At 69.8% G+C, this 25,323-nt stretch carries 25 protein-coding genes; 3 read left to right on the top strand and 22 right to left on the bottom strand.

Annotation, left to right across the window (positions count from 1 at the left end):
- Positions 1 to 241: 241 nt before the first annotated feature.
- Positions 242 to 793, top strand: coding sequence for a peptidoglycan DD-metalloendopeptidase family protein (locus tag ACLBW1_RS17650; protein ID WP_447813605.1), 552 nt, complete (start codon positions 242 to 244; stop codon positions 791 to 793).
- On the opposite strand, the gene ACLBW1_RS17645 is transcribed toward ACLBW1_RS17650, so the two are convergent.
- The 8 genes from ACLBW1_RS17645 to ACLBW1_RS17610 form a co-directional block, all read right to left on the bottom strand.
- Positions 772 to 1,773 carry a tyrosine recombinase XerC gene (locus tag ACLBW1_RS17645; protein WP_447813117.1) on the bottom strand — a complete coding sequence of 334 codons (1,002 nt, stop codon included), beginning with the start codon at positions 1,771 to 1,773 and terminating at the stop codon, positions 772 to 774. The two genes, ACLBW1_RS17650 and ACLBW1_RS17645, sit on opposite strands and share 22 nt — an antisense overlap.
- An 86-nt stretch (positions 1,774 to 1,859) precedes the next feature.
- Complete coding sequence (locus ACLBW1_RS17640) at positions 1,860 to 2,708, bottom strand: siderophore-interacting protein (RefSeq protein ID WP_447813116.1); 849 nt, start codon at positions 2,706 to 2,708, stop codon at positions 1,860 to 1,862.
- A 54-nt stretch (positions 2,709 to 2,762) separates the two neighbouring features.
- On the bottom strand, positions 2,763 to 4,034 hold the full coding sequence (locus ACLBW1_RS17635) for a saccharopine dehydrogenase family protein (RefSeq protein ID WP_447813604.1): 1,272 nt from the start codon (positions 4,032 to 4,034) through the stop codon (positions 2,763 to 2,765).
- Between the two features lie 18 nt (positions 4,035 to 4,052).
- Positions 4,053 to 4,493: a hypothetical protein gene (locus ACLBW1_RS17630; protein ID WP_447813115.1), complete on the bottom strand. Its 441-nt coding sequence runs from the start codon at positions 4,491 to 4,493 to the stop codon at positions 4,053 to 4,055.
- Positions 4,494 to 4,655: 162 nt separating this feature from the next.
- Positions 4,656 to 5,876 carry a DNA-processing protein DprA gene (gene dprA, locus ACLBW1_RS17625; protein WP_447813114.1) on the bottom strand — a complete coding sequence of 407 codons (1,221 nt, stop codon included), beginning with the start codon at positions 5,874 to 5,876 and terminating at the stop codon, positions 4,656 to 4,658.
- Positions 5,873 to 7,384 carry a YifB family Mg chelatase-like AAA ATPase gene (locus ACLBW1_RS17620; protein WP_447813113.1) on the bottom strand — a complete coding sequence of 504 codons (1,512 nt, stop codon included), beginning with the start codon at positions 7,382 to 7,384 and terminating at the stop codon, positions 5,873 to 5,875. The genes dprA and ACLBW1_RS17620 overlap by 4 nt, the downstream gene beginning before the upstream one ends.
- Complete coding sequence (locus tag ACLBW1_RS17615; protein ID WP_447813112.1) at positions 7,384 to 7,776, bottom strand: YraN family protein; 393 nt, start codon at positions 7,774 to 7,776, stop codon at positions 7,384 to 7,386. Before ACLBW1_RS17615 ends, ACLBW1_RS17620 begins: the two co-directional genes overlap by 1 nt.
- Positions 7,777 to 7,900: 124 nt before the next feature.
- Positions 7,901 to 8,947, bottom strand: coding sequence for an alpha/beta hydrolase (locus ACLBW1_RS17610; RefSeq protein WP_447813603.1), 1,047 nt, complete (start codon positions 8,945 to 8,947; stop codon positions 7,901 to 7,903).
- 483 nt (positions 8,948 to 9,430) lie between these two features.
- On the opposite strand from ACLBW1_RS17610, the gene ACLBW1_RS17605 reads away from it, so the two are divergent.
- A complete protein-coding gene (locus ACLBW1_RS17605) occupies positions 9,431 to 10,861 on the top strand; it encodes a condensation domain-containing protein (protein ID WP_447813111.1) in 1,431 nt (476 codons plus the stop codon).
- Positions 10,858 to 12,573 (top strand): DHA2 family efflux MFS transporter permease subunit, encoded by a 1,716-nt coding sequence (locus ACLBW1_RS17600; protein WP_447813110.1) that lies wholly within the window; start codon positions 10,858 to 10,860, stop codon positions 12,571 to 12,573. The genes ACLBW1_RS17605 and ACLBW1_RS17600 overlap by 4 nt, the downstream gene beginning before the upstream one ends.
- On the opposite strand, the gene ACLBW1_RS17595 is transcribed toward ACLBW1_RS17600, so the two are convergent.
- The 14 genes from ACLBW1_RS17595 to ACLBW1_RS17530 all read right to left on the bottom strand — a co-directional run bounded on the left by ACLBW1_RS17595 (position 12,562) and on the right by ACLBW1_RS17530 (position 25,235).
- Positions 12,562 to 12,885, bottom strand: a complete 324-nt coding sequence (locus ACLBW1_RS17595; RefSeq protein WP_045822426.1) for a DUF2469 domain-containing protein — start codon at positions 12,883 to 12,885, stop codon at positions 12,562 to 12,564. The two genes, ACLBW1_RS17600 and ACLBW1_RS17595, sit on opposite strands and share 12 nt — an antisense overlap.
- Before the next feature lie 28 nt (positions 12,886 to 12,913).
- Positions 12,914 to 13,585 carry a ribonuclease HII gene (locus tag ACLBW1_RS17590; RefSeq protein ID WP_447813109.1) on the bottom strand — a complete coding sequence of 224 codons (672 nt, stop codon included), beginning with the start codon at positions 13,583 to 13,585 and terminating at the stop codon, positions 12,914 to 12,916.
- A 13-nt stretch (positions 13,586 to 13,598) separates the two neighbouring features.
- Complete coding sequence (gene lepB, locus ACLBW1_RS17585) at positions 13,599 to 14,468, bottom strand: signal peptidase I (protein WP_447813108.1); 870 nt, start codon at positions 14,466 to 14,468, stop codon at positions 13,599 to 13,601.
- A gap of 73 nt (positions 14,469 to 14,541) precedes the next feature.
- Positions 14,542 to 14,883, bottom strand: coding sequence for a 50S ribosomal protein L19 (gene rplS / locus ACLBW1_RS17580; protein WP_045822423.1), 342 nt, complete (start codon positions 14,881 to 14,883; stop codon positions 14,542 to 14,544).
- An 85-nt stretch (positions 14,884 to 14,968) separates the two neighbouring features.
- Positions 14,969 to 15,961, bottom strand: coding sequence for a hypothetical protein (locus ACLBW1_RS17575; RefSeq protein WP_447813107.1), 993 nt, complete (start codon positions 15,959 to 15,961; stop codon positions 14,969 to 14,971).
- Positions 15,962 to 15,970: 9 nt separating this feature from the next.
- Positions 15,971 to 16,726 carry a tRNA (guanosine(37)-N1)-methyltransferase TrmD gene (gene trmD, locus ACLBW1_RS17570; protein ID WP_447813602.1) on the bottom strand — a complete coding sequence of 252 codons (756 nt, stop codon included), beginning with the start codon at positions 16,724 to 16,726 and terminating at the stop codon, positions 15,971 to 15,973.
- A gap of 17 nt (positions 16,727 to 16,743) precedes the next feature.
- Positions 16,744 to 17,259 (bottom strand): ribosome maturation factor RimM, encoded by a 516-nt coding sequence (gene rimM / locus ACLBW1_RS17565; protein ID WP_447813106.1) that lies wholly within the window; start codon positions 17,257 to 17,259, stop codon positions 16,744 to 16,746.
- A gap of 28 nt (positions 17,260 to 17,287) precedes the next feature.
- Positions 17,288 to 17,530 carry an RNA-binding protein gene (locus ACLBW1_RS17560; RefSeq protein WP_045822421.1) on the bottom strand — a complete coding sequence of 81 codons (243 nt, stop codon included), beginning with the start codon at positions 17,528 to 17,530 and terminating at the stop codon, positions 17,288 to 17,290.
- Positions 17,527 to 17,988, bottom strand: coding sequence for a 30S ribosomal protein S16 (gene rpsP / locus ACLBW1_RS17555; protein ID WP_447813105.1), 462 nt, complete (start codon positions 17,986 to 17,988; stop codon positions 17,527 to 17,529). Before rpsP ends, ACLBW1_RS17560 begins: the two co-directional genes overlap by 4 nt.
- Positions 17,989 to 18,165: 177 nt before the next feature.
- A complete protein-coding gene (locus tag ACLBW1_RS17550) occupies positions 18,166 to 19,293 on the bottom strand; it encodes an amidohydrolase family protein (protein WP_447813104.1) in 1,128 nt (375 codons plus the stop codon).
- A 23-nt stretch (positions 19,294 to 19,316) separates the two neighbouring features.
- Positions 19,317 to 20,888, bottom strand: a complete 1,572-nt coding sequence (ffh, locus tag ACLBW1_RS17545) for a signal recognition particle protein (RefSeq protein ID WP_447813103.1) — start codon at positions 20,886 to 20,888, stop codon at positions 19,317 to 19,319.
- Between the two features lie 4 nt (positions 20,889 to 20,892).
- Positions 20,893 to 23,493 (bottom strand): [protein-PII] uridylyltransferase, encoded by a 2,601-nt coding sequence (locus tag ACLBW1_RS17540; RefSeq protein ID WP_447813102.1) that lies wholly within the window; start codon positions 23,491 to 23,493, stop codon positions 20,893 to 20,895.
- A gap of 16 nt (positions 23,494 to 23,509) precedes the next feature.
- Positions 23,510 to 23,848, bottom strand: a complete 339-nt coding sequence (locus ACLBW1_RS17535; protein WP_045822416.1) for a P-II family nitrogen regulator — start codon at positions 23,846 to 23,848, stop codon at positions 23,510 to 23,512.
- 4 nt (positions 23,849 to 23,852) lie between these two features.
- Positions 23,853 to 25,235 (bottom strand): ammonium transporter, encoded by a 1,383-nt coding sequence (locus tag ACLBW1_RS17530; protein ID WP_447813601.1) that lies wholly within the window; start codon positions 25,233 to 25,235, stop codon positions 23,853 to 23,855.
- Positions 25,236 to 25,323 lie beyond the last annotated feature (88 nt).

Here is a 25,323-nt window from a genome sequence, read left to right as displayed (position 1 = left end):
TCGTTCAGTGTACGCACGGGCCGCCCTGCCCACGAAATCATCGATCCGCCGAGGGAACCGCAGGTCGACGGCCACCGTCTGAACCGATGTGAGCACAGATGTCGCCGGAGACGCCCAGGTCGCGACGCACCCCGGTCGGGGTGGGCCGCCCACGGGACACGAGGGGTCGGCGACATCTGTGCTCGTCTCGTCGCGTCGACGGACGACGTCGCCCATCCCGGCGGAGCTGGCGAGGTCGGCGATGATCCTCGTCGCCGTCGTCGCGATGCTCGGTGTCGCGATCGTCGCCGTGCCCGGGCCGTCGCGGGCCGAGGGACTCACCCCGGGTGGCTACGGATGGCCGCTGAGTCCCCGCCCGGCGGTGGTCCGGGGTTTCGATCCCCCGGCTGCGCGCTGGCTCGCGGGGCATCGCGGGGTCGATCTGGCCTCGGCGCCCAGCGCACCGGTCGTCTCGGCCGGTGCGGGTGTCGTCCATTTCGCGGGTGTGGTCGCCGGGAAACCCGTGGTGTCGGTGCTGCACCCGGACGGTGTGCTCACCACCTACGAGCCGGTGACCGCGACGGTGTCGGTGGGTATGTCGGTGGCACGGGGCTCGCCGTTGGGCACCGTCGACGGCGTGCATCCCGGCTGTGTCGCTGCCTGTCTGCACTGGGGTGCGCGGCGGGGCTCGGGGTCGGCGGCCCGGTACCTCAACCCGTTGGCCCTGCTCGGCGTGGTCCGCGTGCGACTGAAACCGGTCGGCGACGTCTCCGCGATCGGACCGGTCGGCCCTCAGGCCCGGGGATGGGCCTGACGGTGGACGGCTCGGAGGCGTTCGACGCCGACATGGGTGTAGAGCTGCGTCGTCGCCAGGGACGAGTGGCCGAGCAGCTCCTGCACGACGCGCAGGTCGGCGCCACCCTCGAGAAGATGTGTCGCCGCCGAGTGACGCAGACCGTGCGGACCGATGTCGGGTGCGCCCTCGACCGCACGGGTGGCCGCGTGGACGACGCTGCGCGCCATCCGCGGGTCGAGTCGCCCACCCTTGGCGCCGAGCAGCAGCGCCGATCCTGATGTCGGGCCCGCGAGTGCCGGACGGCCACGTGCGCGCCACGCGTCGAGCGCGGCGCCCGCGGGTGCGCCGAAGGGCACCGTGCGTTGCTTGTCGCCCTTGCCGATCACGCGTAGCACGCGGCGACCGTCGTCGACGTCGTCGAGATCGAGCCCGCAGAGCTCGCCCACACGGATACCGGTGGCGTAGAGGACCTCGAGGATCGCCCTGTCCCGCAGCATGATCGGGGTCCGCGACGACCGACCCGCCGACGCACCGGTCGCAGCCGGATCGGAGTCGGATCGGTCGGACTCGGATCGGTCGGACTCGGATCGGTCGGACTCGGATCGAACGGACTCGGATCGAACGGACCCTGCCATCACACTGCGCGCCTGATCCGGCGAGAGGACCGCAGGCAGGGTGCGGTGCGCGCGGGGAGCCTGAAGTCGAGTCGCGGCATCGTGGGCCATCACACCCTCGCGGGCGGCCCAGGTGCAGAAGGTCTTCACCGACGACACCTGCCGCGCGATCGTGGTGCGCGCGGCGCCACGCCGTGTCGACTCGGCCAGCCAGGCCCGCAGTACCGCGAGGTCGATCTCGGCGATGGACACCCGTCGCGCTCCGGCGAAGCTGACCAGTGCGCGGACGTCACCGACGTAGGCGCGGATCGTGTGCTCGCTGCTGCCCCGTTCGTAACGCAGGTAGGACTCGAATTCACCGAGTCGGGTCGAGGAGGTGCTCACGACGACCAGCCAACACCGCCCGAGGACCACACCCGGGTCCTGACACGCGCGTCGTGATCAAAGCGTTCCCACCCAGGAGCGCCGTGTCAGGAACCGACGGTCGCGCTCTCCTCGGCCGCCCGCAGCTCGGCCTTCCACGCCCGGAAGCCCTCCTCGGTCCGTCCTCGACGCCAGTACCCCGAGATCGAGGCGCGTCGCGCCGAGACCCCACGCTCGGATCGGATGTAGCGCCGCAGGTTGTGCATCACGGCCTGCGCCTCGCCGTGGATGAACACGTGCGGCTCACCGTCGAGCCACGGTGCATCGCGGACCGCGCGGATCAGCGGCGCGTTGTCACCCGCCACATCGTCGCCGGCGGTGTCGGAGCCTGCGCCCCGATGGACCCAGGTGATGCGGGCGTCGCTCGGTGCGACGAGCGCGATCTCGTCCTCGGGTCCCGCGACCTCGATGAAGGCCTGCACGGTGGCGGCCGGGGGCAGCGACTCGAGGGCGGCGGCCAGGGCGGGGAGTCCCGCCTCGTCGGAGGCGAGCAGGTGCCACGGCGCCTCGGGGTCGGGGCGGTACCCGCTGCCGGGCCCAAGGAATCGCACGACGTCACCGACCTGGGCGGACGCCGCCCAGGGGCCCGCGATGCCCTCGGTGCCATGGACCACGAAGTCGATCGCGATCTCACGGCGTTCGTGGTCGACCGTCCGCACGGTGTACGTCCGCAACACGGGTTGCTGTTCCGGTGTGTACTCGGCGCGGATCCGCTCGAGGTCGTACGGATCGGGGTAGGTCACGCCGGGGACCCCGAAGAGGATCTTCACGTAGGCGTCGGTGTCGTCGCTCGAGGCGAAGTCGGAGAAGCCCGGACCACCGAGGCGGACCCGCATCATGTGCGGGGTGAGCCACTCGGTGCCGGTGACCTCCATGGTGTTCAGTCGCTTGGCCATGACGGCAGCCTACACCCCGAATTAGGACACCCTAAGTAGTCGATGTCCCAACGTTCAGGCCGGCCCCTCGCGCATGCCCCACGGTTGGCCGTATCCGCCCTCGGACTCCGGACGCGCCATCAGTTCGAGGAACGGTGACGCCTCGAACGCCTCGGGGCCGAGCACGCCCGTTCCCGACCATGCCCCGGTGGCGAGCAGTTCGAGCGCGATGACCGGTCCGAGGGCGGTCTGCCAGACGACGCACTGGGTGCCGTATTCGCGCATGGTCCACTCGTTGTCGCTCACGTGGTAGAGGTAGACCTCCCGGGCCGCACCATCTTTCGTCCCGGTGACCCACATCCCCGCGCAGGTCTTCCCGGTCATCACCGGACCGATCGTCGCGGGGTCGGGAAGTGCTGCCGCGACCACGTCACGCGGTGACACCGACACCGGGCCGTCGACCGAACGCACCCGGATCGGTTCGGTCGCATCGAGTCCGAGGGTGTGCAGCGTCTGCAGGACACCGATGAACTCGGCGCCGAGTCCGTACTTGAAGGTGACACGGCGCGCGTCGAGCCATCGGGGCATGAGGAGCACCTCCTCGTGCTCCACGTTCACGCATTCGACCGGCCCGATGCCCTCGGGGAACACGAACGTCTCGGGTTCGGAGAACGGCGCAGTGGTGAACCATCCCCGGTCGCGTTCCCACACCACCGGCGGGTTGAGACATTCCTCGATGGTGGTCCAGATGGAGAACGACGGTGCGAACATCTCGGCGCCGTTCTCGTCGCGGACCACGAGGTTCGCGCCGTCGCGTGTGCCGAGTTCGTCGACGGTGTCGAACAGTTCGTCGCAGGCATGGCGGGCGAAGACGTCGGACAGTCCGGGCTCGACGCCCATGCCGACCAGCGCCAGTCGACCGGCGGACACCCACTCGTCGTGTGCGGCGAACTGCTGCTCCCCCAGCATCACCCCGGTGCGGGTGTGCGGATCGGTCGGGTGCGGGGTGCTCAGACTCATCGCCATGTCGAGGTAGTCGGCGTCGGCGGCGAGGGCGCCGGCGAACACGGTCGGTACGAAAGCCGGTTCCACGGCGTTCATGACGTGCGTCGCCCCGTGCTCGCGCGCGAGAGCGGCCACCGCGTCGGCGTCGGAGGCGTCGACGCGCGCCGCGGTGAACCGCGATGCCACGGTGTCGCCGTGCCGCTCGCCGATCGCGGCCACCGTGCGCTCTGCGCGAGCGAGATCGTAGTCGGCGACGACGAGATGATCGAAGAAGTCCCGACGGGCGGCGATCTTGGCGAGCGCGTCACCCACTCCACCGGCGCCGATCAGGAGGATGCGCATACCCGGGTGTGCCATACCTCAGCCTAGGTGGTCGCGACCGCGCGCCACCGCGATGCTGTTGATCCAGGCGTCCCGCAGTGCCACCCCGGATGCGTACTCGCGCACCACGCGCTCTCCCGACGGCGTACGGAGCACGAGGAAGTGCCCGATCAGTGCGTCGGGGTCGGCGAGGCCGGCGATCGCGATCTGGTGGCGGTAGGTCGTCGCGATCCACCCGATGTCGGTGGGCCCGATCGCCACACGCACGATGCGTCGCGGCTGTCCCACGCTCTCGGCGACCGAGCCCTCGACGTCGAGACCCACGGCGACCTCGCCGTCGGCGACGGCCGCGAGAACGGCGTCCCGCGCAGCCAGCGCGAGCACCGCCTGATCGGCGTCGGGAAGCGGGCTCGGGGTCGAGCCGGCGGCGATTGCGGTGAGGGCGGCGACGGCCTCGGTGGCCTCGGCGCGTGTGAGCACGCCTCGGTCGCTTTCACGCAGGAACAGCTCGAAGGCCTCGTGGTTCGCGTCGGACAGCGGCGCAGGATCGATGACTCACCCCTCCCCTCCCACGTCGTGGACTCGCAGATCCCGACCCTATAGCCGCCGGCCTACAGTCGGTCGTCTCCGTCGCTGGGGCTGTCATCGTGACGGCAGGCTCCATGTCGCACCGTTCGTGACCGCCCGGCCGTGCACCTCCATCCGAGCGAGCGTCGATCGCACGCGGCCGACGTCGATGTCGCACGCGGTCGCGATGTCGGCGAGGGTGAGCCCGCCCCGTCTCCCGATCGCCGCCACGATCCGCGCCTCGAGAGGATCGGCCTCGCCGCGCTCGGCGGGTGTCGACGACAGCGCGTCCGAGCCGTCCGGGGAGACGAGTCGTTCGAGGCCGGCTGCATCGCCGACGAGCGCGGCATCGCCGTCGCTGATCAACGCATGACACCCCACCGACATGGCCGAGGTGGCCGGGCCCGGTACCGCTCCGAGCGGGATGCCGAGCCGACGCGCCCAGGCGGCGGTGTTCTTCGCGCCGCTGCGATGTCCGGCCTCGACGACCACCACCGCCTTCGACAGCGCCGCGACCAGCCGATTGCGGGCCAGGAACCGGTGCCGGGACGCCGACATCCCCGGCGGGTACTCGGTCACGATGGTCCCGACCCGCGCGATCTCGTCGAAGAGCAGTGCGTGGTCGGTCGGATAGTCGATGTCGAGGCCGCACGCCATCACCGCCATGGTGTCACCACCGGCGGCCAGTGCGGCCCGGTGCGCGGCACCGTCGATGCCGTACGCGCCCCCGGAGACGACACAGCGACCGCGGTCGACGAGACCGTTGGTGAGTACCGCGGTCATCCGCGTGCCGTAGCCGGTGGCGGCCCGCGAACCCACCAGCGCCACAGCGCGTTCCGACGCGGCCTCGATCGACCCCGGCCCCCGTTTCCACAGCGCCAGCGGCGGGCCGCCACGTGCGGACGTGTCCGCCGTGCTCAGACCGTGCAACGCCCACGCCGGCCAGTCCTCGTCGTCGGCGGTCATCAACCGCCCGCCGAGTCGGTCGGCGACGAGGAGGTCGCGATCGGGGTCGACGAGATGATGGCGCGAGGCGGTCGATCTCGCCACCGCCTCGTGGCCGTCGGGGAAGCGCCGCGAGCGCACCGCCTGCGCGGCGTCGCGCACCCCGACCGCGTCGACGAGGCGAGCGATCGAGGCCGCCGGGGGTTCGGCGACCGCGGCGAGATACGCCCACGCGCGCAGGTCCCTCGAGTCGATCACCGTCGGCGTCACGGCGTGCGGATCGATGGGGGCCATGACCGTCGCGGGACGCGGCCGCATGTCGGGGTCGGCCCCGACGCCGTCGTCGCTCACGCGTATCCCCTGTCCCGGAACAGCAATGCCTGTGCCACCTCGTCTTCTGTCGGTTGTGCGAGCCCGCCGAGATCGGCCAGTGTCCACGCCAATCGCAAAGCCCGATCGGCCCCACGCGCGGTGACGCGTCCGTCCCGCAGGAACAGCTCGATCGGCCGGATGGCCGAACTCGCGAGCCGGAACCGCTGCCGCAGAGCCGAACCGGGCACCTCGCTGTTGGTCTGCCACCCGTGGTCGGACCAGCGCTCGCGAGCCGTCATGCGGGCGGCCGACACCCGGGCGCGCACGTCGGCGCTGCATTCGCCGGTCGGGTTCATGAGTGCGGTGTTGCCCGGCGGATCCATCCGGACGCGGATGTCGACCCGATCCATCAGCGGTCCCGAGAGCTTCCCGAGATAACGCCGCCGCACCTGGGCGGAACAGACACAGTCGATGTCGGAGGCCGGGGCACACGGACACGGGTTCGCCGACAGGATGAGCTGGAACCGGGCCGGCATCACCGCGACACCGTCGCGGCGCATCACGCGGGTCTCACCGTCCTCGAGCGGTGTCCGCAGCGATTCCAACGCCTTCACCCCGAGTTCGGCGCACTCGTCGAGAAACAGCACGCCTCGGTGCGCCCGTGACACCGCCCCAGGCTTCGCCATCCCGGTACCCCCACCGACGAGGGCGGTCTGCGAGGTGGAGTGGTGCGGGGCGATGAACGGGGGCTCGGTGATCAACGGCCGTCCCGCGGGCAGCGTCCCGGCGATCGAGTGGATCGCGGTCACCTCCAGCTGTTCGGTCTCGCTCAAGGGCGGCAGGATCCCCGGCAACCGTCGGGCGAGCATGGTCTTGCCGATGCCCGGCGGGCCGGTCATGAACAGGTGATGTGCACCCGCGGCGGCGATCTCGAGGGCATACCGCGCCTCGGCCTGACCCACCACGTCGGCGAGGTCGGGTACCTGAGCCGACGCCGCGACCACACCGGCCTCGCACACCGTGTCCAGGGTCCGCTCGCCGGCCAGCCACGCGATGACCTCACGCAGCGTGCTCGCCCCACCGACCTCGACCCCGGGCACCAGCGCCGCCTCGGCCACGTTCACCAACGGCACCACCACCCGCGCGAAGCCGGCGGCCCGCGCCGCGACCACCGACGGCAACACACCCCGCACCCCTCGGATGCGGCCGTCGAGCGCCAGTTCCCCGATGAACACGGTGTCGTCGAGATGGTGGGTCGCGACCAGATCCTTCGCGGCGAGCACCGCCAACGCGATCGCCACATCGTGGTTCGAGCCACCCTTGGGAACCGTCGCCGGCGACAGGTTCAGCGTGATCCTCCCGTCGGGCCACTTGCGGTCACTATTGGTGATCGCCGCACGCACACGGTCTTTCGACTCCCGCAGCGACGCATCCGCCAGACCGACGAGCTGGACTCCGGGCAGGCCCTGACCGATGAACGCCTCGATCTCGACCATCTGCCCCTCGACACCGGCCACCGCCGCCGACCGCGCACGACCGAGCGACATCAGAAGACCCCACGCAAGTGCGACACGGTGCACACCCCGGTGACGTCGATCTGCACCGCGACGACGTCGAAACGGATGGTCGGCCAATGACGCTCCGACTCGGCGAGCCACAGCCCGGCCAGCCGACGCAACCGTCGATACTTCTCCGCCGTCACCGCCTGTGCCGGATCCCCGAACATCGAACCGGTGCGCGTCTTGACCTCGACGATCACCAACGATTCGCCGCCCGCCTCGGTCGGATCGACGGCGATCACATCGATCTCGCCGTACCGACACCGCCAGTTGCGGTCGAGCACCGACCACCCCACCGCGGTCAGGTGCTCGACCGCGGCGTCCTCACCCCGCCGGCCGATCAACTGCCGTCGGTTCGGTCCTCTGCTCTGCGTTGCCACGGGGCAACCATGACCGCCGAACCCGACCGCGCCCGGTGCCGCGACCCCAGATCCCGACCGTTCTGTGCATCAGTGCGTTCCTGTGCACAACCGGGCCGGACCGCAGGCCCGGGGCCTGTCGTGCTCAGTCGTCCAGCGCGCGGGCGAACTGCGGCCAGGAGGCGTGCAGACTGTCCTGCCAGTAGGGCCAGCTGTGGGTTCCGGCGGGCGGGAGGCGGAACGTCGCCGGGATCCCCAACGTCGCCAGGCGGGACTTCAGAGCCACGGTGCACTGCCGGACGGCGGTCTCGATCACCGCGCCGACGCCGATGCGGGATACCAGTTCCCCGACGTCGCCGTCGATCCCCGGCCCGGTGATGGTGTCGTACTGCCCGGGCAGCCCCGTACTCGCCGAGATGAACAGAGACGTGCCGCGGAGTCTGTCGGCATGGATGTAGGGGTCGTTCTCCCGCCAGCGCGGATCGGTCGACACACCCCACAGGTTGTCGGCGTTGCCGCCGCCGCGGGCGACGGTGAGTCGGACGTAGGCCTGACCCATGGTGTCGGCGGTCTTCGCGCAGCCGCTGTAGGCGCCGACCGCGCGGTAGAGCCCGGGGTTCTTCTCCGCCAGCTGCAGGACCGAGGTGCCGGCCATGGAGATACCGGCGAGCGCGTTGCGGCCGTTGCCCCCGAACGTCGCATCCATCAGCGGTGGCAGCTCTCGGGTGAGGTAGGTGGCCCACTTCTGGTGCCCGAGCACCGGGTCGTCGCGGATCCAGTCGGCGAAGTAGCTCGCCGTGCCGCCCATCGGGACCACCACGGTGACGTTCTTGTCGGCGAAGAAGTCGACGATGTCGGTCTGGTCGAACCAGCTGCTGTCGTTGAAGCCGCCCTGGGCGCCGTTGAGGAGATAGAGCGTGGGGTGTGGGACCTCGGGATCGCGGGCCGGTAGTACGCGCACCTGCATGTCCGCCCGCATCGCGGCCGAGCGGACGCGCAGGTATCGGACACCGTGCGGTCCCGGGGAACTGCCGACCACTGTCGCCGAGGTCGTCACCGCGGGAGCCGGAGAGACCGGCGCCGCGATCGCGGACGGCACCGCAGCGGCGCCCAGCCCCACGATCAGGGTGGCGACCACACCGCTGATCAGCGACGACGCCCTGCGTGTGCGCGCTCCGGTGCGCGTCGGCATGCGCCGGTCGGTCACCCTCGCCATCACTCCCCCTGCTCCCACACTCCCCGATGGCCACCACGCGGACACGGTCATGGCGACGGCCACCGCCGGGCGGACGCTCCGGCGACGGTATCCCAGGAGAACACCGGCACTACGATTTGATATCGCGAACTATTCAGTCAGACAGGCACATTGGTGGGCGCTTGGAACACGTCACAAGTTCGACGTCCGATATCGGGAGCGTCGTTGCCTTGCCCACACATCCGACGGTACCTTCCGTGCATTCGAAAGCGACCCCGACGGCTGTCGAGGACTTCTCCGGCCTCGACAGGCGATGACGCCGCCGCCGTCTGCGGTCGGTTCGAACCCCATCGAATCCCTGCCGACCGGCTCGCACGTGGCCGGCGGCATCGCCGGGAGACATCACATGCCGAAGGGAAATCCCATGCCCAGTCCATCACCTGCGCATCGACGACCCTCGACGACGACAGGTGAGCGCGCATGATCAATTTCGGTCTGATCGACGAATGGGAGCCGCGCGGCGGCACCCTCACCAGCTGGACCGCCACCCTCGCCTCGGTGGAGCGTGCCGCGGCGGCCCCCGCGCATCCGGTGCCGGCATCGCACCAGCAGGAGGAGTATCTCCGCGCTGCGGCACGCAACAGCCGTGCCGGGTTCCGGTTCTCCCGACTGTGCCTCATCTCGTTCGACCTCGAAGGCGCACTCGACCGCGATGCCATGACCGCGACGGTCAACGCGTTCATCCGGCGGCACGACACGTTCCTCAGCTGGTTCTCGCACTCCGCGGAGGACGACGCGATCGTGCGACACGTCATCGATCCCGACGTCGTCGATTTCGCGCCGACGACCCATGGTCACCGTGAGCACGCCGCGGAGATCCGCACCCACGTGCAGGACGAGACGCCGGGACCGTTCCACTGGGACTGCTTCACCTTCGGGACCATCGAACGCGAGACCGGGTTCACCGTGTATTTCGCGGTCGACCACCTCAACTCCGACGGCGTCTCGCAGGCACTGGCATGCGTCGATCTGATCGCCCTCTACGGCAACGAGCTCGGCGGCGGCCAGAACCCTCCGGCCACGCCGGGCAGCTACATCGACTACTGCCGCCGCGAACGCGAGGCCACCTCGGTGCTGACCGCCGACTCACCGCAGATCGCCCGGTGGTTGTCGCTGCTCGCCGACAACGGCGGCCGCCTGCCCGCCTTCCCGCTCGATCTCGGTGCCGGCGGCGAGGGCTACACCCGCAGCGCCATCACCACCGTGCGGGTCTACGACGACAACGCGTCCGGCCAGCGCTTCGAGGACGTCTGCCGCGCGCACTGTTCCGGTGTCGCCGCCGGGGTCATGGCCGCCGCCGCGCTCGTCGCACACGAGTTCACCGGCACCGAGCGCTATCTGGGGATGACGCCGAAGAACACCCGGTCCACGGCGAGCGAGTTCACCTCCGTCGGCTGGTTCACCAATCTCATCCCCGTGGTGGTCGATGTCGACGCCGACGCCACCTTCACCTCGATCGTCGGTCCGGCGCAGGAGTCGTTCGCCGCGGGCAAGACGATGTCGGAGGTGTCGTTGCACCGGGTGCTGCAGCTCGTCGACGACGACTCCGACATCGACATCGCGCCGGGATGGGTGGTGCCGATGGTCAGCTACATCGACGTGCGCAAGCTGCCCGGTGCGCAGATGTTCGATCACATCAACGGCGGTGTGTTCGGCAACCGCGGCAGTTCGGAGGAGGTCTACCTCTGGGTCAACCGCTTCCCGGACTACACGGTGATGACGCTGCTCTATCCCGACTCCGATCAGGCACGGGACTCGATCAAGCTCTACATCGACCGGCTCCTCGGTGTCTTCGCCTCGATCGCCACCACCGGCGACTACAGCCCCGCGGCGGCGTCGACCACCCGGTGAGCTCGGTCCCCACCGCCGAGGCGGGCGCGACGTCGGCCGCGCGACATGCGTGGCCGGCGTTTGCCGCGTGCCTGGTGGCGGTGTTCATGCAGATGGTCGACACCACGATCGTCAACATCGCGCTACCGGACCTCACCACCGATCTCGGCGCGTCATCGGCCGATCAACTGCTGGTCCTCACGGTCTACACGCTCGCATTCGCATGCACCCTGATGACCGCGTCGCGGATCGGGGAACGCCTCGGGCGACGACGGGTCTTCATCGCCGCGCTGGCGGGCTTCACCATCGCCTCGCTGCTGTGCGGCACGGCGGCGGGCCCCGGCGAGCTGATCGCGGCGCGCGGGGTACAGGGCGCGTGCGCGGCGTTCGCCTCGGCGCAGACGATCGCCATCATCTCCGCGATCTTCCCCAGGGCGCGACACGGCCTGGTGTTCGGCGTGTACGGCGCCACCGCCGGGGTCGCGGCGATGCTCGGCCCGGTCCTCGGTGGTGTGTTGGTCGGGCTCGACGCCTTCGGACTCGGTTGGCGCACCATCTTCCTGGTCAACCTGCCCTTCGGCGTGATCGCCTGCGTCATCGCCGCGCGGGCGATGCCGCCGGTGCTGGGGACGCTGCGTGAATCCCTCGACCCGGTCGGGGTCGCCCTGTCGACCGTCGGGCTGTTCCTGTTGATCTACCCGCTGTCGACCGGCCGCGAGAAGGGATGGCCGGGGTGGCTGCTGGCGATGCTGGTCGTCTCGGTCGCCGTGCTCGTCGCCTTCGTCCTCCACGAACGCGCACTGCTACGCCGCGGTGGCGCGCCTCTCTTGCGGCTCGACCTGTTCTCCGAACGATCGTTCGCGGTCGGCGCGGTGCTCTCGCTGCTCTTCTTCAGCGTCTTCACCGCGTTCTTCTTCACCGTCTCGATCACGACGCAGTTCGGTCTCGGCTACTCGCCGCTGCACACCGGGCTCATCACGTTGCCGTTCGCGCTGGGCGCGGCCGTCGGCTCGCTGCTGTCGCCACTGGTGGTGACGCGGATCGGTCCGCGGACGCTGACGGTCGGCATGGTGGTGTTCGCGGCGTCGGTCGCGTGGATGGCGATGGTGATCGACCCCGCGCGCCACGACATCGCCGTCGCGACGCTGATCGCACCCCTGGTCCTCGGCGGTCTGGGCACCGGTCTCTTCGTCGCGCCGCTGCAGGCGGTGATCCTGTCCGGCACGACGTCGCGCACGGTCGGTTCGGCGTCGGGCACGATCCCGACGGTCCAGCAGATCGGCGGGTCGGTGGGCCTGGCGATCATCGGGATCGTGTTCTTCGCCCTGGTGGGGTCGTCATCGTCGGCCGGGGCGTCCGCGGGCGCCGACGATCTGCGGGCACGTCTGGGCGACACCGCCGTCCCCGCCGTCGCGCAACCGATCGTCGTGAGCCGGTTCAGCGACTGCGTGTCGCGACAGTTGTCGTCGCCGCGGCCCGAGGTGCCCCCGCCCGGATGCTCGCAGGACCCCGCTGCCGCAGCCGACGCAGGCCCGCAGGCCGCGATCATCCGCCAGGCCGACCCCGCCTTACGACCGGCGGCGCGGGTCGCCGCGGCTCGGGCGTTCCTCGAGGCGTTCTCGACGATCATGTGGATCATCTGCGCCACCGCGGCTGCGGTCGCGGCGATCAGCCTCGCCGTGCCCCGGGCACGGGTGACCGTCGCGGTCGGCACGCCGGCATCAGTCGGGTAGCGCGCCGTCCTCGGGCAGACGCAACTCCGACTTCTCGAGTTCCTCGATGTTGACGTCCTTGAACGTGATCACCCGGACCTGCTTCACGAAACGTGCGGGCCGGTACATGTCCCACACCCAGGCGTCGGACATCCGCAGTTCGAAGTAGACCTCGCCGTCGGCGTTGCGCGGCACCAGATCGACCGCGTTGGCGAGGTAGAACCGCCGTTCGGTCTCCACGACGTAGGTGAACTGCCCGACCACGTCTTTGTACTCGCGGTACAGCGAGAGTTCCATCTCGGTCTCGTACTTCTCGAGATCCTCCGCACTCATGGAGGTCAGCCTAGTCACCCATCTGTGGTCACTCGTCTGCGGCCGTCGTGACGCGGACGCGCTCGCGGACGTTGCGATACGACATCCGGTGCTGACGAGACGGACCGAGGCGGTCGAGGGCCGACATGTGCAGCTCGGTGCTGTAGCCCTTGTGCACCGCGAAGCTGTACCCGGGGAGGTCGTTCTCCATCTCGACCATGATGCGGTCGCGGGTGACCTTCGCGAGAATGCTGGCCGCCGCGATGCATGCGGCGGCACCGTCGCCACCGATCACCGGCAACGACGGGACCGTGAGGCCGGGCACCACGAATCCGTCGGAGAGCACGTATCCCGGCGTCACGTCGAGCGTGGCGACCGCGCGGCGCATGCCCTCGATGTTGGCGACGTGGATCCCGATGCGGTCGACCTCGTCGGCGTCGACGATCACGACGCTGCTCGCCACGGCGTGACGGGTGATCGATCGGTAGAGGGTCTCGCGCATCGCCGGGGCGAGGCGTTTGGAGTCGTCGAGATCGGCGAGCGACACCAGCTGGGTCGGCTTGAGGACACACGCCGCGACGACCAGTGGGCCCGCACACGCACCGCGGCCGGCCTCGTCGACGCCGGCCACCGGTCCCAGACCGCTGTTGTGGAGCGCGAATTCGTAGGTGCGCAGGCTCGCGGCCCGACGGACGGGTGCGCGCGGCGGCCACCGGTTCACGTCGCCACCCCCGCTACTTCTGCGGGTTGTGTGCGCCCACACCACCGATCCGGGAGAACGGATAGATGATGAAGCGCACCTTGCCGCGGATGTCGGAGACCGGGACGGTGCCGTTGAGCTCGTCGGTGATGTGATACCGCGAATCGGCCGAGTCGCCGCGGTTGTCGCCCATCACCCACACGTTGCCCTTGGGAACGGTGACCGGTCCGAAGTCGGGCCCCAGGCAGCTGCTGAGCTCGCCGCTGTCCGACACCACGAGACCGGTGTTGACGGTGGTCGAGTCCTGCTGCTGCAGCGCCTTGTCGACGTAGGGCTCGGTGAGAGGTTTGCCGTTGACGGTGACCCCGACCTTGTCGGCGTTGCGGCACTGCACGGTCTGGCCGCCGACGGCGATGACCCGCTTGACGAGGTCGTTCTCGTCGGGCGGGGCGAACCCGAACCACGACAGGGCGTCCTGCGCGCCGCGCAGGATCGTGTTGTCCGACCGTGGCGAGGTCCAGGTCTCGTCCCACGACTGGGTCGGGGCCTTGAACACGACGAGGTCGCCGGGCGCGGGATCGTTGAACCGGTAGGTGAGCTTGTCGATCACGATGCGGTCGTTGGTGCAGCCGGTGCACCCGTGCAGCGTGTTCTCCATCGACTCCGACGGGATCACGTACTGCCGGCCGATGAAGGTCTGCAGGATCCACGTCAGGACGAGAACGCTGACGATGATGATCGCGGTCTCGCGCAACGCGGACCGCTTACGGCCCGAGCGCTTGGCGTCGCCCGCACTGTCACCCCGAGTTCGCCAGGGGCGGTGGGTGTCCGAGTCGGCGTCGTCCGTCGCGCGGGCGTCGTCGAACCGGTCCTGCGGGCTGTCCTGGCGGGGGGTGTCGGGCACGACGATCAGCCTAGTGGACGAGCCGAGGGAGCCGGGTCGACCGCGAGGTCGGCACCCGGCCCACTGAGCAGCGTCAGCGCTTTTCCTTGATCTTCGCGGCCTTGCCGCGCAGGTCGCGCAGGTAGTACAGCTTGGCGCGACGCACGTCGCCGCGGGTGATCACGTCGACCTTCGCGATGTTCGGGCTGTGGATCGGGAAGGTGCGCTCCACACCGACGCCGAACGACACCTTGCGCACGGTGAAGGTCTCCTGCAGGCCGCCACCCTGGCGACGGATCACGACGCCCTTGAAGACCTGGACACGCTCCTTGGAACCCTCGATGACCTTGACGTGCACGTCGAGGGTGTCGCCGGGCCGGAAGGCCGGGATGTCGTCGCGCATCGACTGCTTGTCGAGAAAGTCCAGGGTGTTCATCTGCGGATCCAATCGGTGGTCATCGTCACTGAGTCAGAGGAACCTGGCGGCCGTCGCCGGGGACGCGGTCCGACCGGTTCGTGATCTAGTCGTGGGGTTCGCCGGACGGTGGGACCGGCTGCATCGACCTCGACGCAGCCGCATCTCCCTCGAACGGCAACCCGACCATTGTGCCAGAGCGCCCCCTCCGGGCGGAAATCGACGACGCGGCCACCGCACCCCCCGTGCCCGCGACCCCGGAGGCGACCGCCGAGCCCGGTGGCGGCGGGGCGGCGTGCACCACCTCGTCGAGGACCGACTCGGCCTCGGAGATGGCGTGCGGGACATCGGGCCTGCCGGCCATGAGGTCCTGCAGGTAGATCTTGGCGCGGATCAGAGGCCGGCGGAGGCGTCGCTCCCGCGACATCGCCCGCTCCATCCGGCGGGGTCGATGGGTGTAGCGTAACCGCGCCCACGGCGATCCCGGGCGGGCCAGTCGCAGGGCGCCCACCAGCAGGAGCGGCCACGCGAAGATGCCGATGAGTCCGGTCCAGATCTTGCCCTTGGCGAGCACGATCGCGGCGAGGAGCAGGCTGACCGCGGCGAGCACGACGGTGATCGCCACCTCTGTCCAGCCGTCGTCGGGTGAGAGCCCCGAGAGCGTGAACAGTTCCAACGGCCGGAACCCGAGCAGCACCATGCCGGTCGCGCCGAGCGCGGCCCACACGGCGTCGATCGAGGCACGCCCCTCCTCGGCCCAGTAGACGTCACGCAGATAGAAGATCAGTGCGAACTCGTCGAGGACCAGGGCCGCACCGATCCCGAAGAAACATGCGAGGACCGAGAGCGTGGTCTGCGAGCCGGTGACCGACACCGCGACGATCGACACGCCCGACACTAGGGACAGCACCACCCCGAAGACCATGTGGTGGACGTGCGTGGCGCCCGTGCTGACGTTGCCGAACCACCACGAGACGTCGGCACGGATGAGTCGCACGCTGACGCGGGTGCACACGAAACCGACGATGAACCCGATGAAGAACAGGAACAGCGGCAGGCGTCCGGCGTCGAGGATGTCGTGGGTGAACCAGTGGTGCACCAGGTCAGGCTAGTCCAGCGGGTGGTCGGAGATGCCGGACTCGGGTACTGCGGTCGGCGGGGTGCTCGTACGCGGACCGGACCCCGATTCGTCGAGCAGATCGGGGCGACGCGCTCGGGTGCGCTCGAGGGACTGCTCGCGACGCCAGCGGGTGATCGCGGCGTGGTCGCCGCCCAGCAGCACCGGCGGCACGGTCAGTCCGCGCCAGTGCTCGGGACGGGTGTAGCTCGGTCCCTCGAGCAGTCCGTCGGAGAACGAATCCTGCTGATGCGACGCCGCGTTGCCCAGCACACCGTCGATGAGGCGCACGATCGCCTCGATCATGGTGATCGCGGCGACCTCGCCGCCGATCAGCACGTAGTCGCCGATGGACAGTTCGCGCACACGGGCACGCCGCGCGACGTCGTCGACGACGCGCTGGTCGATCCCCTCGTAGCGACCGCACGCGAACACCAGGTGCGACTCGTCCCGCAGTTCCTCCGCGACGCGCTGGGTGAAGGGCTCGCCGGCCGGTGTCGGTACCACCAGGACGGCGTCGTCGGGGCACACGTCGTCCAGGCACGGACCCCACACCTGCGGTTTCATGACCATGCCCGGCCCGCCGCCGTAGGGCGAGTCGTCGACGGCGCGATGGACGTCGTGCGTCCAGTCACGGAGGTCGTGCACGTCGACGGCGAGGATGCCGCGGTCGATGGCGCGACCGAGCAGCGCCATCCGGAGCGGATCGAGGTACTCCGGGAAGATCGACACCACGTCGATCCGCATCCGCGGCGACTCCTCGCTCATTCGAGGTCGAGCAATCCGTCCGGCGGGTCGATCTCGATGCCGTCGGTCGTGACCGTGGGGACGATCTCGGTGACGAACGGCACGAGCACCTCGCGGCCCTGCGGGGTGCGGACCACGAGGGTGTCGCCGCCGGGCAGGTGCAGGATCTCGGTGAGCTCGCCCACCGGGTCACCGGCGACGGTGGTCACACCGACGCCGATCAGTTCGTGGTCGTAGAACTCGTCGGGGTCGGAGCCGGAATCGACTGCGGCGGTGTCGATGAGGAACAGCACACCGCGCAGATCGTCGGCGGCACCGCGGTCGTCGACGCCGTCGATGCGCAGAAGCATCCGTCCGCCGTGCTCGCGGGCACCGGAGACGACGAACTCGCGTTCTCCCCCGCCCCTGGGAAGACGCCCGCGCAGGCGGGAGCCGTCGGCGAAGCGGGTGTCGGGGTCGTCGGTGCGTACATCGACGACGACCTCGCCGCGGACGCCGTGAGATTTCACGATGCGTCCGACGACGAGGTCCATCGAATCGGTCTGTCCGGCGATCGGACGATCAGCGATCGGTGTCGACGATGTCGAGCCGCACGCCTCGGCCACCGATACCGGTGACGAGGGTGCGCAGGGCGGTGGCGGTGCGACCGCCACGGCCGATGACCTTGCCCAGATCCTCGGGGTGCACGTGGACCTCGACCATGCGGCCGCGACGACCGGTGATCATGTCCACCGAGACGTCGTCGGGGTTGGCGACGATACCGCGCACGAGGTGCTCGATGGCGTCGGCGACGACTGTGCTCACGCGTCGGTCCCGGCGGCCGGGGTCTCCTCGGCGGCAGCGTCGGCCGCGGGGGCCTCGGCGTCGGCCTTCTTGGCGGCCTTCTTCTTCGGGGTGGTGGCCTCGGCGGCGGGCTCGCTGTCGGCGGCGGCCAACGCCGCGTTGAACAGGTCGAGCTTGCTGGTCTTGGGCTCCTTCACCTTGAGGGTGCCCTCGGCGCCCGGGAGGCCCTTGAACTTCTGCCAGTCACCGGTGACCTTGAGCAGCGCCGCGACGGGCTCGGTGGGCTGTGCGCCCACACCCAGCCAGTACTGCGCGCGCTCGGAGTCGATCTCGATGAGGCTGGGCTCTTCCTTCGGGTGGTACTTGCCGATGGTCTCGATCGCACGGCCGTCGCGACGGGTGCGGGCGTCGGCGACGACGATCCGGTACTGCGGGTTGCGGATCTTGCCGAGGCGGGTGAGCTTGATCTTGACAGCCATGGTTTCTCTCTCATCTGCGGTCACAGTGCAATTCAGCGACCCACCCGGTGTGGTGGGCCCGGTTTTGCGGTTTGTGGTGGTGTGACCGTCGGGCGGTGCGTGACCGGGTCCGACGAACCAGCGGCCCATTCTGCCACGCAGGGGTGGCGGGCACGAAATCTCGCCTGCGGGTGCTCTCTACAGGACGGCGCCGCCGCTGATGACGGCTCGCGGTGCACGCAGCGTCTCGAGGTCGACGCGTGGATCGGCGTCGAGCACGATCAGGTCGGCGCGCTCACCCTCGACGAAGGTGCTCGCCGCAAGCCTGAGCTCGCTCCCGAGAAGCCCGTTCTTGCTCCCGAGAAGCCACTGCCGGGACCCGACGGTGGCGGCGTCGACCACCGCGGCGGCGTCGAGTCCGATGGAGGTGAGCGCGACCATCTCGTCGACGATGCGACCGTGTTCGACGAACCCGCCGGCGTCGGTGCCGGCGTAGATGGCCACACCGGCCTCGGCGGCGTGTGCGAACACTTCCTGCGCGCCGGCGTGCAGCGCCCGCATGTGGGACTGGTACGTCGGGAACCGATCGGCGCCGTCGGCGATGGACGGGAAGTTCTCCACCTGGATGAGCGTCGGTACCAGCGCGATGTCGCGCTGCACCATCGCCGCGATGAGGTCGTCGGTGAGCCCGGTGCCGTGCTCGATGCAGTCGAACCCCGCGGCGATCACGCCGTGCAAGGCGTCCGTGCCGAAGATGTGCGCGGTGATGCGGGCGCCCTCGGAGTGCGCGGCCTGCGCCGCCGCGACGAGCTGGGCATCGGACCACAGCGGGGCGAGGTCGCCGACCTCGCGGTCGATCCAGTCCCCCACCAGCTTCACCCAGCCGTCGCCGTCGCGGGCCTGCCTGCGCACCTCGTCGGCGAGGGTGTCGGGGTCGTCGAGCTCGACGCCGTAACCACGTAGGTAGCGCTTGGTGCGCGCGATGTGACGCCCCGATCGGATGAACCGCGGGCCGAACGGGTCGCCGTCGAGCGGGTGGGTGTCGAGCGGCGACCCGACCTCACGGATCAGCAGTGCCCCGGCGCGTGCGTCGAGTTCGGCGAACCCCCTCGCCTGGTCGAGGGTGACCCCGAGGCCCGGGGCGATGCCGACGTGGTTGTGGGCGTCGACGAGTCCCGAGGTGATCCACCCACCGTCGCAGACGGTGTCGGCACCGGCCACCGGCTCGAAGGTGATCGCCCCGTCGTGAGTCCAGAACTCGACGGCGGTGTCGGTGTCGACGCAGTGTCCACGGAAATGCAGTGCGGCAGAGTGCGGCTCGGGCATCGTCGGTCGGTTCCGAGGCGCGGTCAGCCGCGCTTCTTCGGCTTCTGGAACTGCGAGACGTCGATGCCCTCGAGTCCCGGCGGGAGCTGATCGAGACCGGCGGGCATGTTCGACAGGTCCGGGAACCCGGCGGGCATGCCCGGCATCCCCATCCCGGGCATACCACCGCGCACCTTCGGCGGGGTGGGTCCGCGACCGGTGCCCTTCTTCCCCTTCTTGCCCTTCTTGCTGCGGTTGTTGCGACGGTTCGCGCCGGGCATGCCCATGCGGCCCGACATGGCGGCCATCATCTTGCGCGCCTCGTAGAACCGGTCGACGAGCTGGTTGACCTCGCTCACCGCCACACCGGAGCCGTTGGCGATGCGCAGTCGGCGCGAGGCGTTGATGATCTTCGGGTTGTCGCGTTCGGCGGGGGTCATGCCGCGGATGATCGCCTGCACACGGTCGAGCTGCTTGTCGTCGACCTGGCTCAGAGCGTCCTTCATCTGCCCGGCGCCGGGCAGCATGCCCAGCAGGTTCCCGATGGGGCCCATCTTGCGGATCATCAGCATCTGCTCGAGGAAGTCCTCGAGCGTCAGCTCGCCCTGGGTGATCTTGGCCGCGGCCGCCTCGGCCTGGGTGGCGTCCCAGTGCTCCTCGGCCTGCTCGATGAGGCTCAGGACGTCGCCCATGCCGAGGATGCGGCTGGCCATACGGTCGGGGTGGAAGGTGTCGAACTCCTCGAGCTTCTCGCCCGACGACGCGAACATGATGGGCGCGCCGGTCATCTCGCGGATCGACAGCGCGGCGCCACCGCGGGCGTCGCCGTCGAGCTTGGTCAGCACCACGCCGGTGAAGCCGACACCGGAGGCGAACGCCTCGGCGGTGGTGACCGCGTCCTGACCGATCATGGCGTCGACGACGAACAGGACCTCGTCGGGTTGCACGGCGTCGCGGATACCCGCGGCCTGCGCCATCAGTTCGCTGTCGATGCCGAGGCGACCGGCGGTGTCGACGATGACGATGTCGTGCTGTCGGGCGCGCGCCTCGGCGACACCGGCGCGGGCGACCTCCACCGGATCGGCGGCACTGACGCCCAGCTCCCCCTCGCCACCGACGGAGGTACCCGGGTGCGGCGCGAACACAGGGGTACCCGCACGCTCGCCGACGATCTGCAGCTGGCTCACCGCGCCGGGACGCTGGAGATCACACGCCACCAGCAGCGGGGTGTGGCCCTGCTTTGCCAACCACGCCGAGAGCTTGCCCGCCAGCGTCGTCTTACCGGCGCCCTGCAGACCCGCGAGCATGATGACCGTCGGCGGGGTCTTGGCGTACGCGATCCGCCGGGTCTCGCCACCGAGGATGCCGACGAGCTCCTCGTTGACGATCTTGACGATCTGTTGGGCCGGGTTCAGCGCACCCGACACCTCGGCACCCTTGGCGCGTTCCTTGATGCGGGCGATGAAGCCGCGGACCACCTGAAGTGACACGTCCGCGTCGAGCAGGGCGAGGCGGATCTCCCGGCAGGTGCGGTCGATGTCGGCGTCGGTGAGCTTTCCCTTGCCGCGCAGGTCTTTGAGTGCCCCGGTCAACCGGTCGGACAGCGAATCGAACATGGCCCTACCCTATCGGGACGCCGGCCGCAGTCGTCCCGTCGTCGCTCTCGCGGGGTGGCTCGGGCGGAGGGACCACCGCGAGGACCGCGTCGGCCAGGGTTCGACGCGTCCCGTCGCCGTCCGGCGAGCCGGCGGGCAATCGCAGACAGAACGTGTCGACCACCGTGCCACCCATGGTCGACACCGACGCCCACTCGATCGTCACCCCGTGGGTGTCGAGCACCGCGGCGACCCGGCTGAGTAGCCCGGATCGGTCGGCGGCGCGCAACTCCATCACGATGCGGTCGTGGGCGTCGCTGTCTCCGACGTCGAACCAGAGCACCTTCGGCGGCGCCTGCGCGAACAGGGCGGGCACCGCGACCGGCGCTCCGTCGGGGTCGGTGACCGGCGGCGGGGCCGTGGGGATCGGCGACTCGCGTTCGCGGGCGTCGATGCGGGCGATCACGTCGAGGGTGCCCGCGGTGGCCTGCAGCAACTGCTGTCGCAGCAGACCGGCGTCGGGTGGGTCACCGAAGGCGGGCACCACGACGAACGTGTTGACGATGCTCTCGGCGTACGACTGGACCGCGGCGCTGCGGCAACGCAGACCGTTCAGCGACAACACACCGGCCATCTTCGACAGCAGACCCGGTTGATCGGGCGCGATCATCGTCACCAGGTGGGTGTGCATGCTCCCGGTCGGGACGATGTCGACGTGGACCCCACCGGCCTGGGCCCGGGCGCGTTGGTCGTCGGTCAGCGGGTCCGGGCGGTGCAGCTGCTCACCATCCATGACGCGCAGGCACTTCCGGACCAGGTCGCCGATCAACGACGCCTTCCAGTCCCCCCACACCCCGGGGCCGGTGGCCAGCGAGTCGGCCTCGGCGAGGGCGGCGAGCAGTTCGAGGAGGAGACGGTCGCCGCCGAGGGCGTCGACCACACCCTGGGTCGTGGCGGGGTCGTCGAGATCGCGGCGGGTCGCCGTCGCCGGGAGGAGAAGGTGGTGGCGGACCATGGCCGAGAGCGTCGCGACATCCTGCGGCCACAGCCCGAACCGGTTGCCGATCTGTGTGGCGAGCTCCGCACCCACGATGCTGTGGTCGGCGCCGCGCCCCTTGCCCAGGTCATGGAGCAGGGCACCGAGGACCAGCAGGTCCGGCCGCGACACCCGCGTGGTCATCGTGGAGGCGTACGCGGTGGTCTCGACAAGGTGCCGGTCGACGGTCCAGGTGTGGATGGCGTCGCGCGGCGGGAGGTCACGCACCGCTCCCCACTCGGGTAGCAGCCGACCCCACAGCCCGGTGCGGTCGAGCGCCTCGATCGGCGCCACCATGTGGCGGCCGGTGCCGAGCAAGACCAACAGGTCGCTGAGCGCCTCCGCCGGCCACGGCTCCCGGAGTTCCGGTGCGAAGTCGGCGAGACGGGACAGGGTCGAGGCGCTGATCGGCAGTCCGGTGCGGGCCGACGCCCCGGCCACCCGCAGGATCAGACCGGGATCTTTGCTGGGGATCGCGTTGCGCGCCAACACCACTTCACCGGAGTGTTCGACGACCCCCTCGTCGAGGGGGCGGCGGACCGGCGAGCGACGCAGTTTCGCGAGACCGCGGCGCGGCAGGGCGTTGCCCGCGGTGCGCAGACCCACCTCGACCGAGTAACTGATGGTGCGGGCGCTGTCGCTGATGACCCGGGCGAGGTCGAAGCGGTCGCCGATGCGCAGCGCGGCACCGATCTCGTCGGCGTCCTGGGCGCGGAGTTGTTCGCGCGGTCGGCCGGCGATCCGGTGCAGTTCGGTACGGATGTCGAGCAGCCGGTTGTAGGCCACCTGCAGGCCGGCCCCCGGGGAGTCGGGACGCAGGTTCGCCATGCCGTCGGTGAGCTGGGCGATGGCGAGCGCGCCGAGCATCTGCACGTCGCGGAGTCCTCCGCGTCCGTTCTTGAGATCGGGTTCGGCGCGATGGGCGATGTCACCGCTGCGGCGCCACCGGTCGGAGGCCTGATCGACCAGTTCCGGGAATCGCGTGCGGATGTCGCTGCGCCACTGACGCCGGACACCGCTGATGAGCAGCGCGGTCAGTGATTCGTCACCCGCGATGTGTCGGGCCTCGAGGAGACCGAGTGCAGCGGTCATGTCGGCCGCGGCGACCTGCAGAGCCTGTGGGACGGTGCGGACGCTGTGGTCGAGTTTGATGTGGGCGTCCCAGAGCGGGTACCAGAGCGCGTCGGCGACCTCGGAGACACGGGCGACGTCCATGTCGTCGTGCAGCAGGATCAGGTCGAGATCGGAGTGGGGCAGCAGTTCCTGGCGCCCGAGTCCGCCGACGGCGACGATCGCGAAGCCGCTGTCGGGGCGGACGCCGATCTCGGCGCCCTTGGTGGTGAGCCAGAAGTCGTGGAGGTCGACGAGGATCTGCCGGAGTGCGGGCGCATCGGCCCGCTTGGCGCCGTCGGTGGTGCGCAGGAGTCGACGGCGGGCGTCGACGAGATCGGTTGCCGCGGTGGGTGCGGTCGGGGTCGGGCTGGGCGATCGGGGCGACGACCCGGAAGGCCCCGCGTTCGACGTCGAGTCGGACGCAGGGCCTTCCGTGTGATCGCCGTGCGAATCGTCACCGCTGGTCACGAAGGGCACAGGTGTACGTGGACCTCTACAGCGCGTCGCCGCCACGCTCGCCGGTGCGCACACGCACCACCGAGTCGACCGGCGAGACCCAGACCTTGCCGTCACCGATCTTGCCGGTGCGTGCGGCCTCGACGATCACGTCGACGACCTTGTCCACGGCGGCGTCGTCGACGACGACCTCCACGCGGACCTTCGGCACGAAATCGACCGAATACTCCGCACCGCGGTACACCTCGGTGTGGCCCTTCTGGCGGCCGTAGCCCTGCACCTCGCTGACCGTCATACCCAGGACTCCGGCCTGCTCGAGTCCGGTCTTGACGTCTTCGAGCGTGAACGGCTTGACGATTGCTGTGATCAGTTTCACTGATTCATCCCTCCTTGCCGAGAGCGACGCCGCTCTGGCTGAATGCACTGGTACCGGAGCTGCCACCGAGCGAGGCGAAGTCGTAGGCCGACTCTGCGTGCTGCGATTCGTCGGCGCCTTCGGCTTCACCCTCGGGGTCGATACGGAGTCCGATGGTGAATTTGATGATCAGGGCGATTATGGCAGTTGCGATGGCGGAGTATGCGAGCACGGCGAACGCGCCCACCGCTTGACGCCACAGCTGATCGAATCCGCCGCCGTAGAACAGGCCGTCGACCGCAGCCGGGGCCTGGTGGGTGGCGACCAGTCCGACCAGCAGCGTTCCGATGAGGCCACCGACGAGGTGGACTCCGACGACGTCGAGTGAGTCGTCGAAGCCGAACTTGTACTTCAGCCCGACCGCGAGGGCACAGATCGCGCCGGCGACGACGCCGATGACCAGTGCGCCGAGGACGTTGACCGAGGAACACGACGGGGTGATGGCGACCAGACCGGCGACCACACCCGACGCGCCGCCGAGCGACGTGGCGTGGCCGTCGCGGATGACCTCGACGACGAGCCAGGCGAGCATGGCCGCTGCGGTGGCGACGGTGGTGGTGAGGAAGGTCGAGCCCGCGACACCGTTCGACGCGGTGGCCGAACCGGCGTTGAAGCCGTACCAGCCGAACCACAGTAGACCGGCGCCGAGCATCACGAACGGCAGGTTGTGCGGGCGCATCGGGGTGCCGGGCCAGCCGCGGCGCTTGCCGAGGATGATCGCGAGGACGAGACCCGCGACACCGGCGTTGATGTGGACCGCGGTACCGCCGGCGAAGTCGATCGCCTTGAGCTTGTTGGCGATCCAGCCGCCGGTCTCACCGGTGTATCCGTCGAACGCGAACACCCAGTGCGCGACGGGGAAGTACACGATCGTCGACCAGAGGACGGTGAACGCGGCCCAGGCGCTGAACTTCATGCGGTCGGCGACGGCGCCGGAGATGAGCGCGACCGTGATGATGGCGAACATGAGCTGGAACACCACGAACACCGACAACGGCAGGGTGCCGAAGAGGGGGATGTTCACCGCGTCGGATGCCGCGGTCCCGGTGGCGGGGTCGGCGGCGACCGCGGCCGCGCCGTTGCCGCTGATGACACCCTTGAGCCCGAGGTACTGCCCCGGGTCGCCGATGAGGTTCCCCTTGTCGTCGCCGAAGGCGAAGGAGAAACCGTAGAGCACCCAGAGCACGGTCACGATGCCCATCGCGATGACGCTCATCATGATCATGTTGAGGACGTTCTTGGCGCGCACCATGCCGCCGTAGAAGAACGCCAGACCTGGGGTCATCAGCAACACGAGCGCTGCGCTCGCGAGCATCCAGGCGGTGTCTCCGGTATCCGGGACACCCATTGCGGGGTAAGCCACCCTATTCCTCCTCGATTTTCACCACCACGACATGAGGCCGCGGCTTCGATCTGGGAGAACTTTCCTATCCGGA

The sequence above is a fragment of the Williamsia sp. M5A3_1d genome, from assembly GCF_053345315.1.
The sequence above is the reverse complement of the archived record's forward strand: the minus strand, read 5'-3'. Positions and strand labels throughout refer to the sequence as shown.

Bases quoted from the DNA above. Each gene is read 5' to 3' on its own strand.
- ACLBW1_RS17650 (WP_447813605.1), top strand. From the start codon at position 242: ATGATCCTCGTCGCCGTCGTCGCGATGCTCGGTGTCGCGATCGTCGCC.
- ACLBW1_RS17640 (WP_447813116.1), bottom strand. From the start codon at position 2,708: ATGGCCAAGCGACTGAACACCATGGAGGTCACCGGCACCGAGTGGCTC.
- ACLBW1_RS17635 (WP_447813604.1), bottom strand. From the start codon at position 4,034: ATGCGCATCCTCCTGATCGGCGCCGGTGGAGTGGGTGACGCGCTCGCC.
- ACLBW1_RS17620 (WP_447813113.1), bottom strand. From the start codon at position 7,384: ATGTCGCTCGGTCGTGCGCGGTCGGCGGCGGTGGCCGGTGTCGAGGGG.
- ACLBW1_RS17610 (WP_447813603.1), bottom strand. From the start codon at position 8,947: ATGCCGACGCGCACCGGAGCGCGCACACGCAGGGCGTCGTCGCTGATC.
- ACLBW1_RS17605 (WP_447813111.1), top strand. From the start codon at position 9,431: ATGATCAATTTCGGTCTGATCGACGAATGGGAGCCGCGCGGCGGCACC.
- ACLBW1_RS17595 (WP_045822426.1), bottom strand. From the start codon at position 12,885: ATGAGTGCGGAGGATCTCGAGAAGTACGAGACCGAGATGGAACTCTCG.
- rplS (WP_045822423.1), bottom strand. From the start codon at position 14,883: ATGAACACCCTGGACTTTCTCGACAAGCAGTCGATGCGCGACGACATC.
- trmD (WP_447813602.1), bottom strand. From the start codon at position 16,726: ATGCGGATCGACGTGGTGTCGATCTTCCCGGAGTACCTCGATCCGCTC.
- rimM (WP_447813106.1), bottom strand. From the start codon at position 17,259: ATGGACCTCGTCGTCGGACGCATCGTGAAATCTCACGGCGTCCGCGGC.
- rpsP (WP_447813105.1), bottom strand. From the start codon at position 17,988: ATGGCTGTCAAGATCAAGCTCACCCGCCTCGGCAAGATCCGCAACCCG.
- ACLBW1_RS17550 (WP_447813104.1), bottom strand. From the start codon at position 19,293: ATGCCCGAGCCGCACTCTGCCGCACTGCATTTCCGTGGACACTGCGTC.
- ffh (WP_447813103.1), bottom strand. From the start codon at position 20,888: ATGTTCGATTCGCTGTCCGACCGGTTGACCGGGGCACTCAAAGACCTG.
- ACLBW1_RS17530 (WP_447813601.1), bottom strand. From the start codon at position 25,235: ATGGGTGTCCCGGATACCGGAGACACCGCCTGGATGCTCGCGAGCGCA.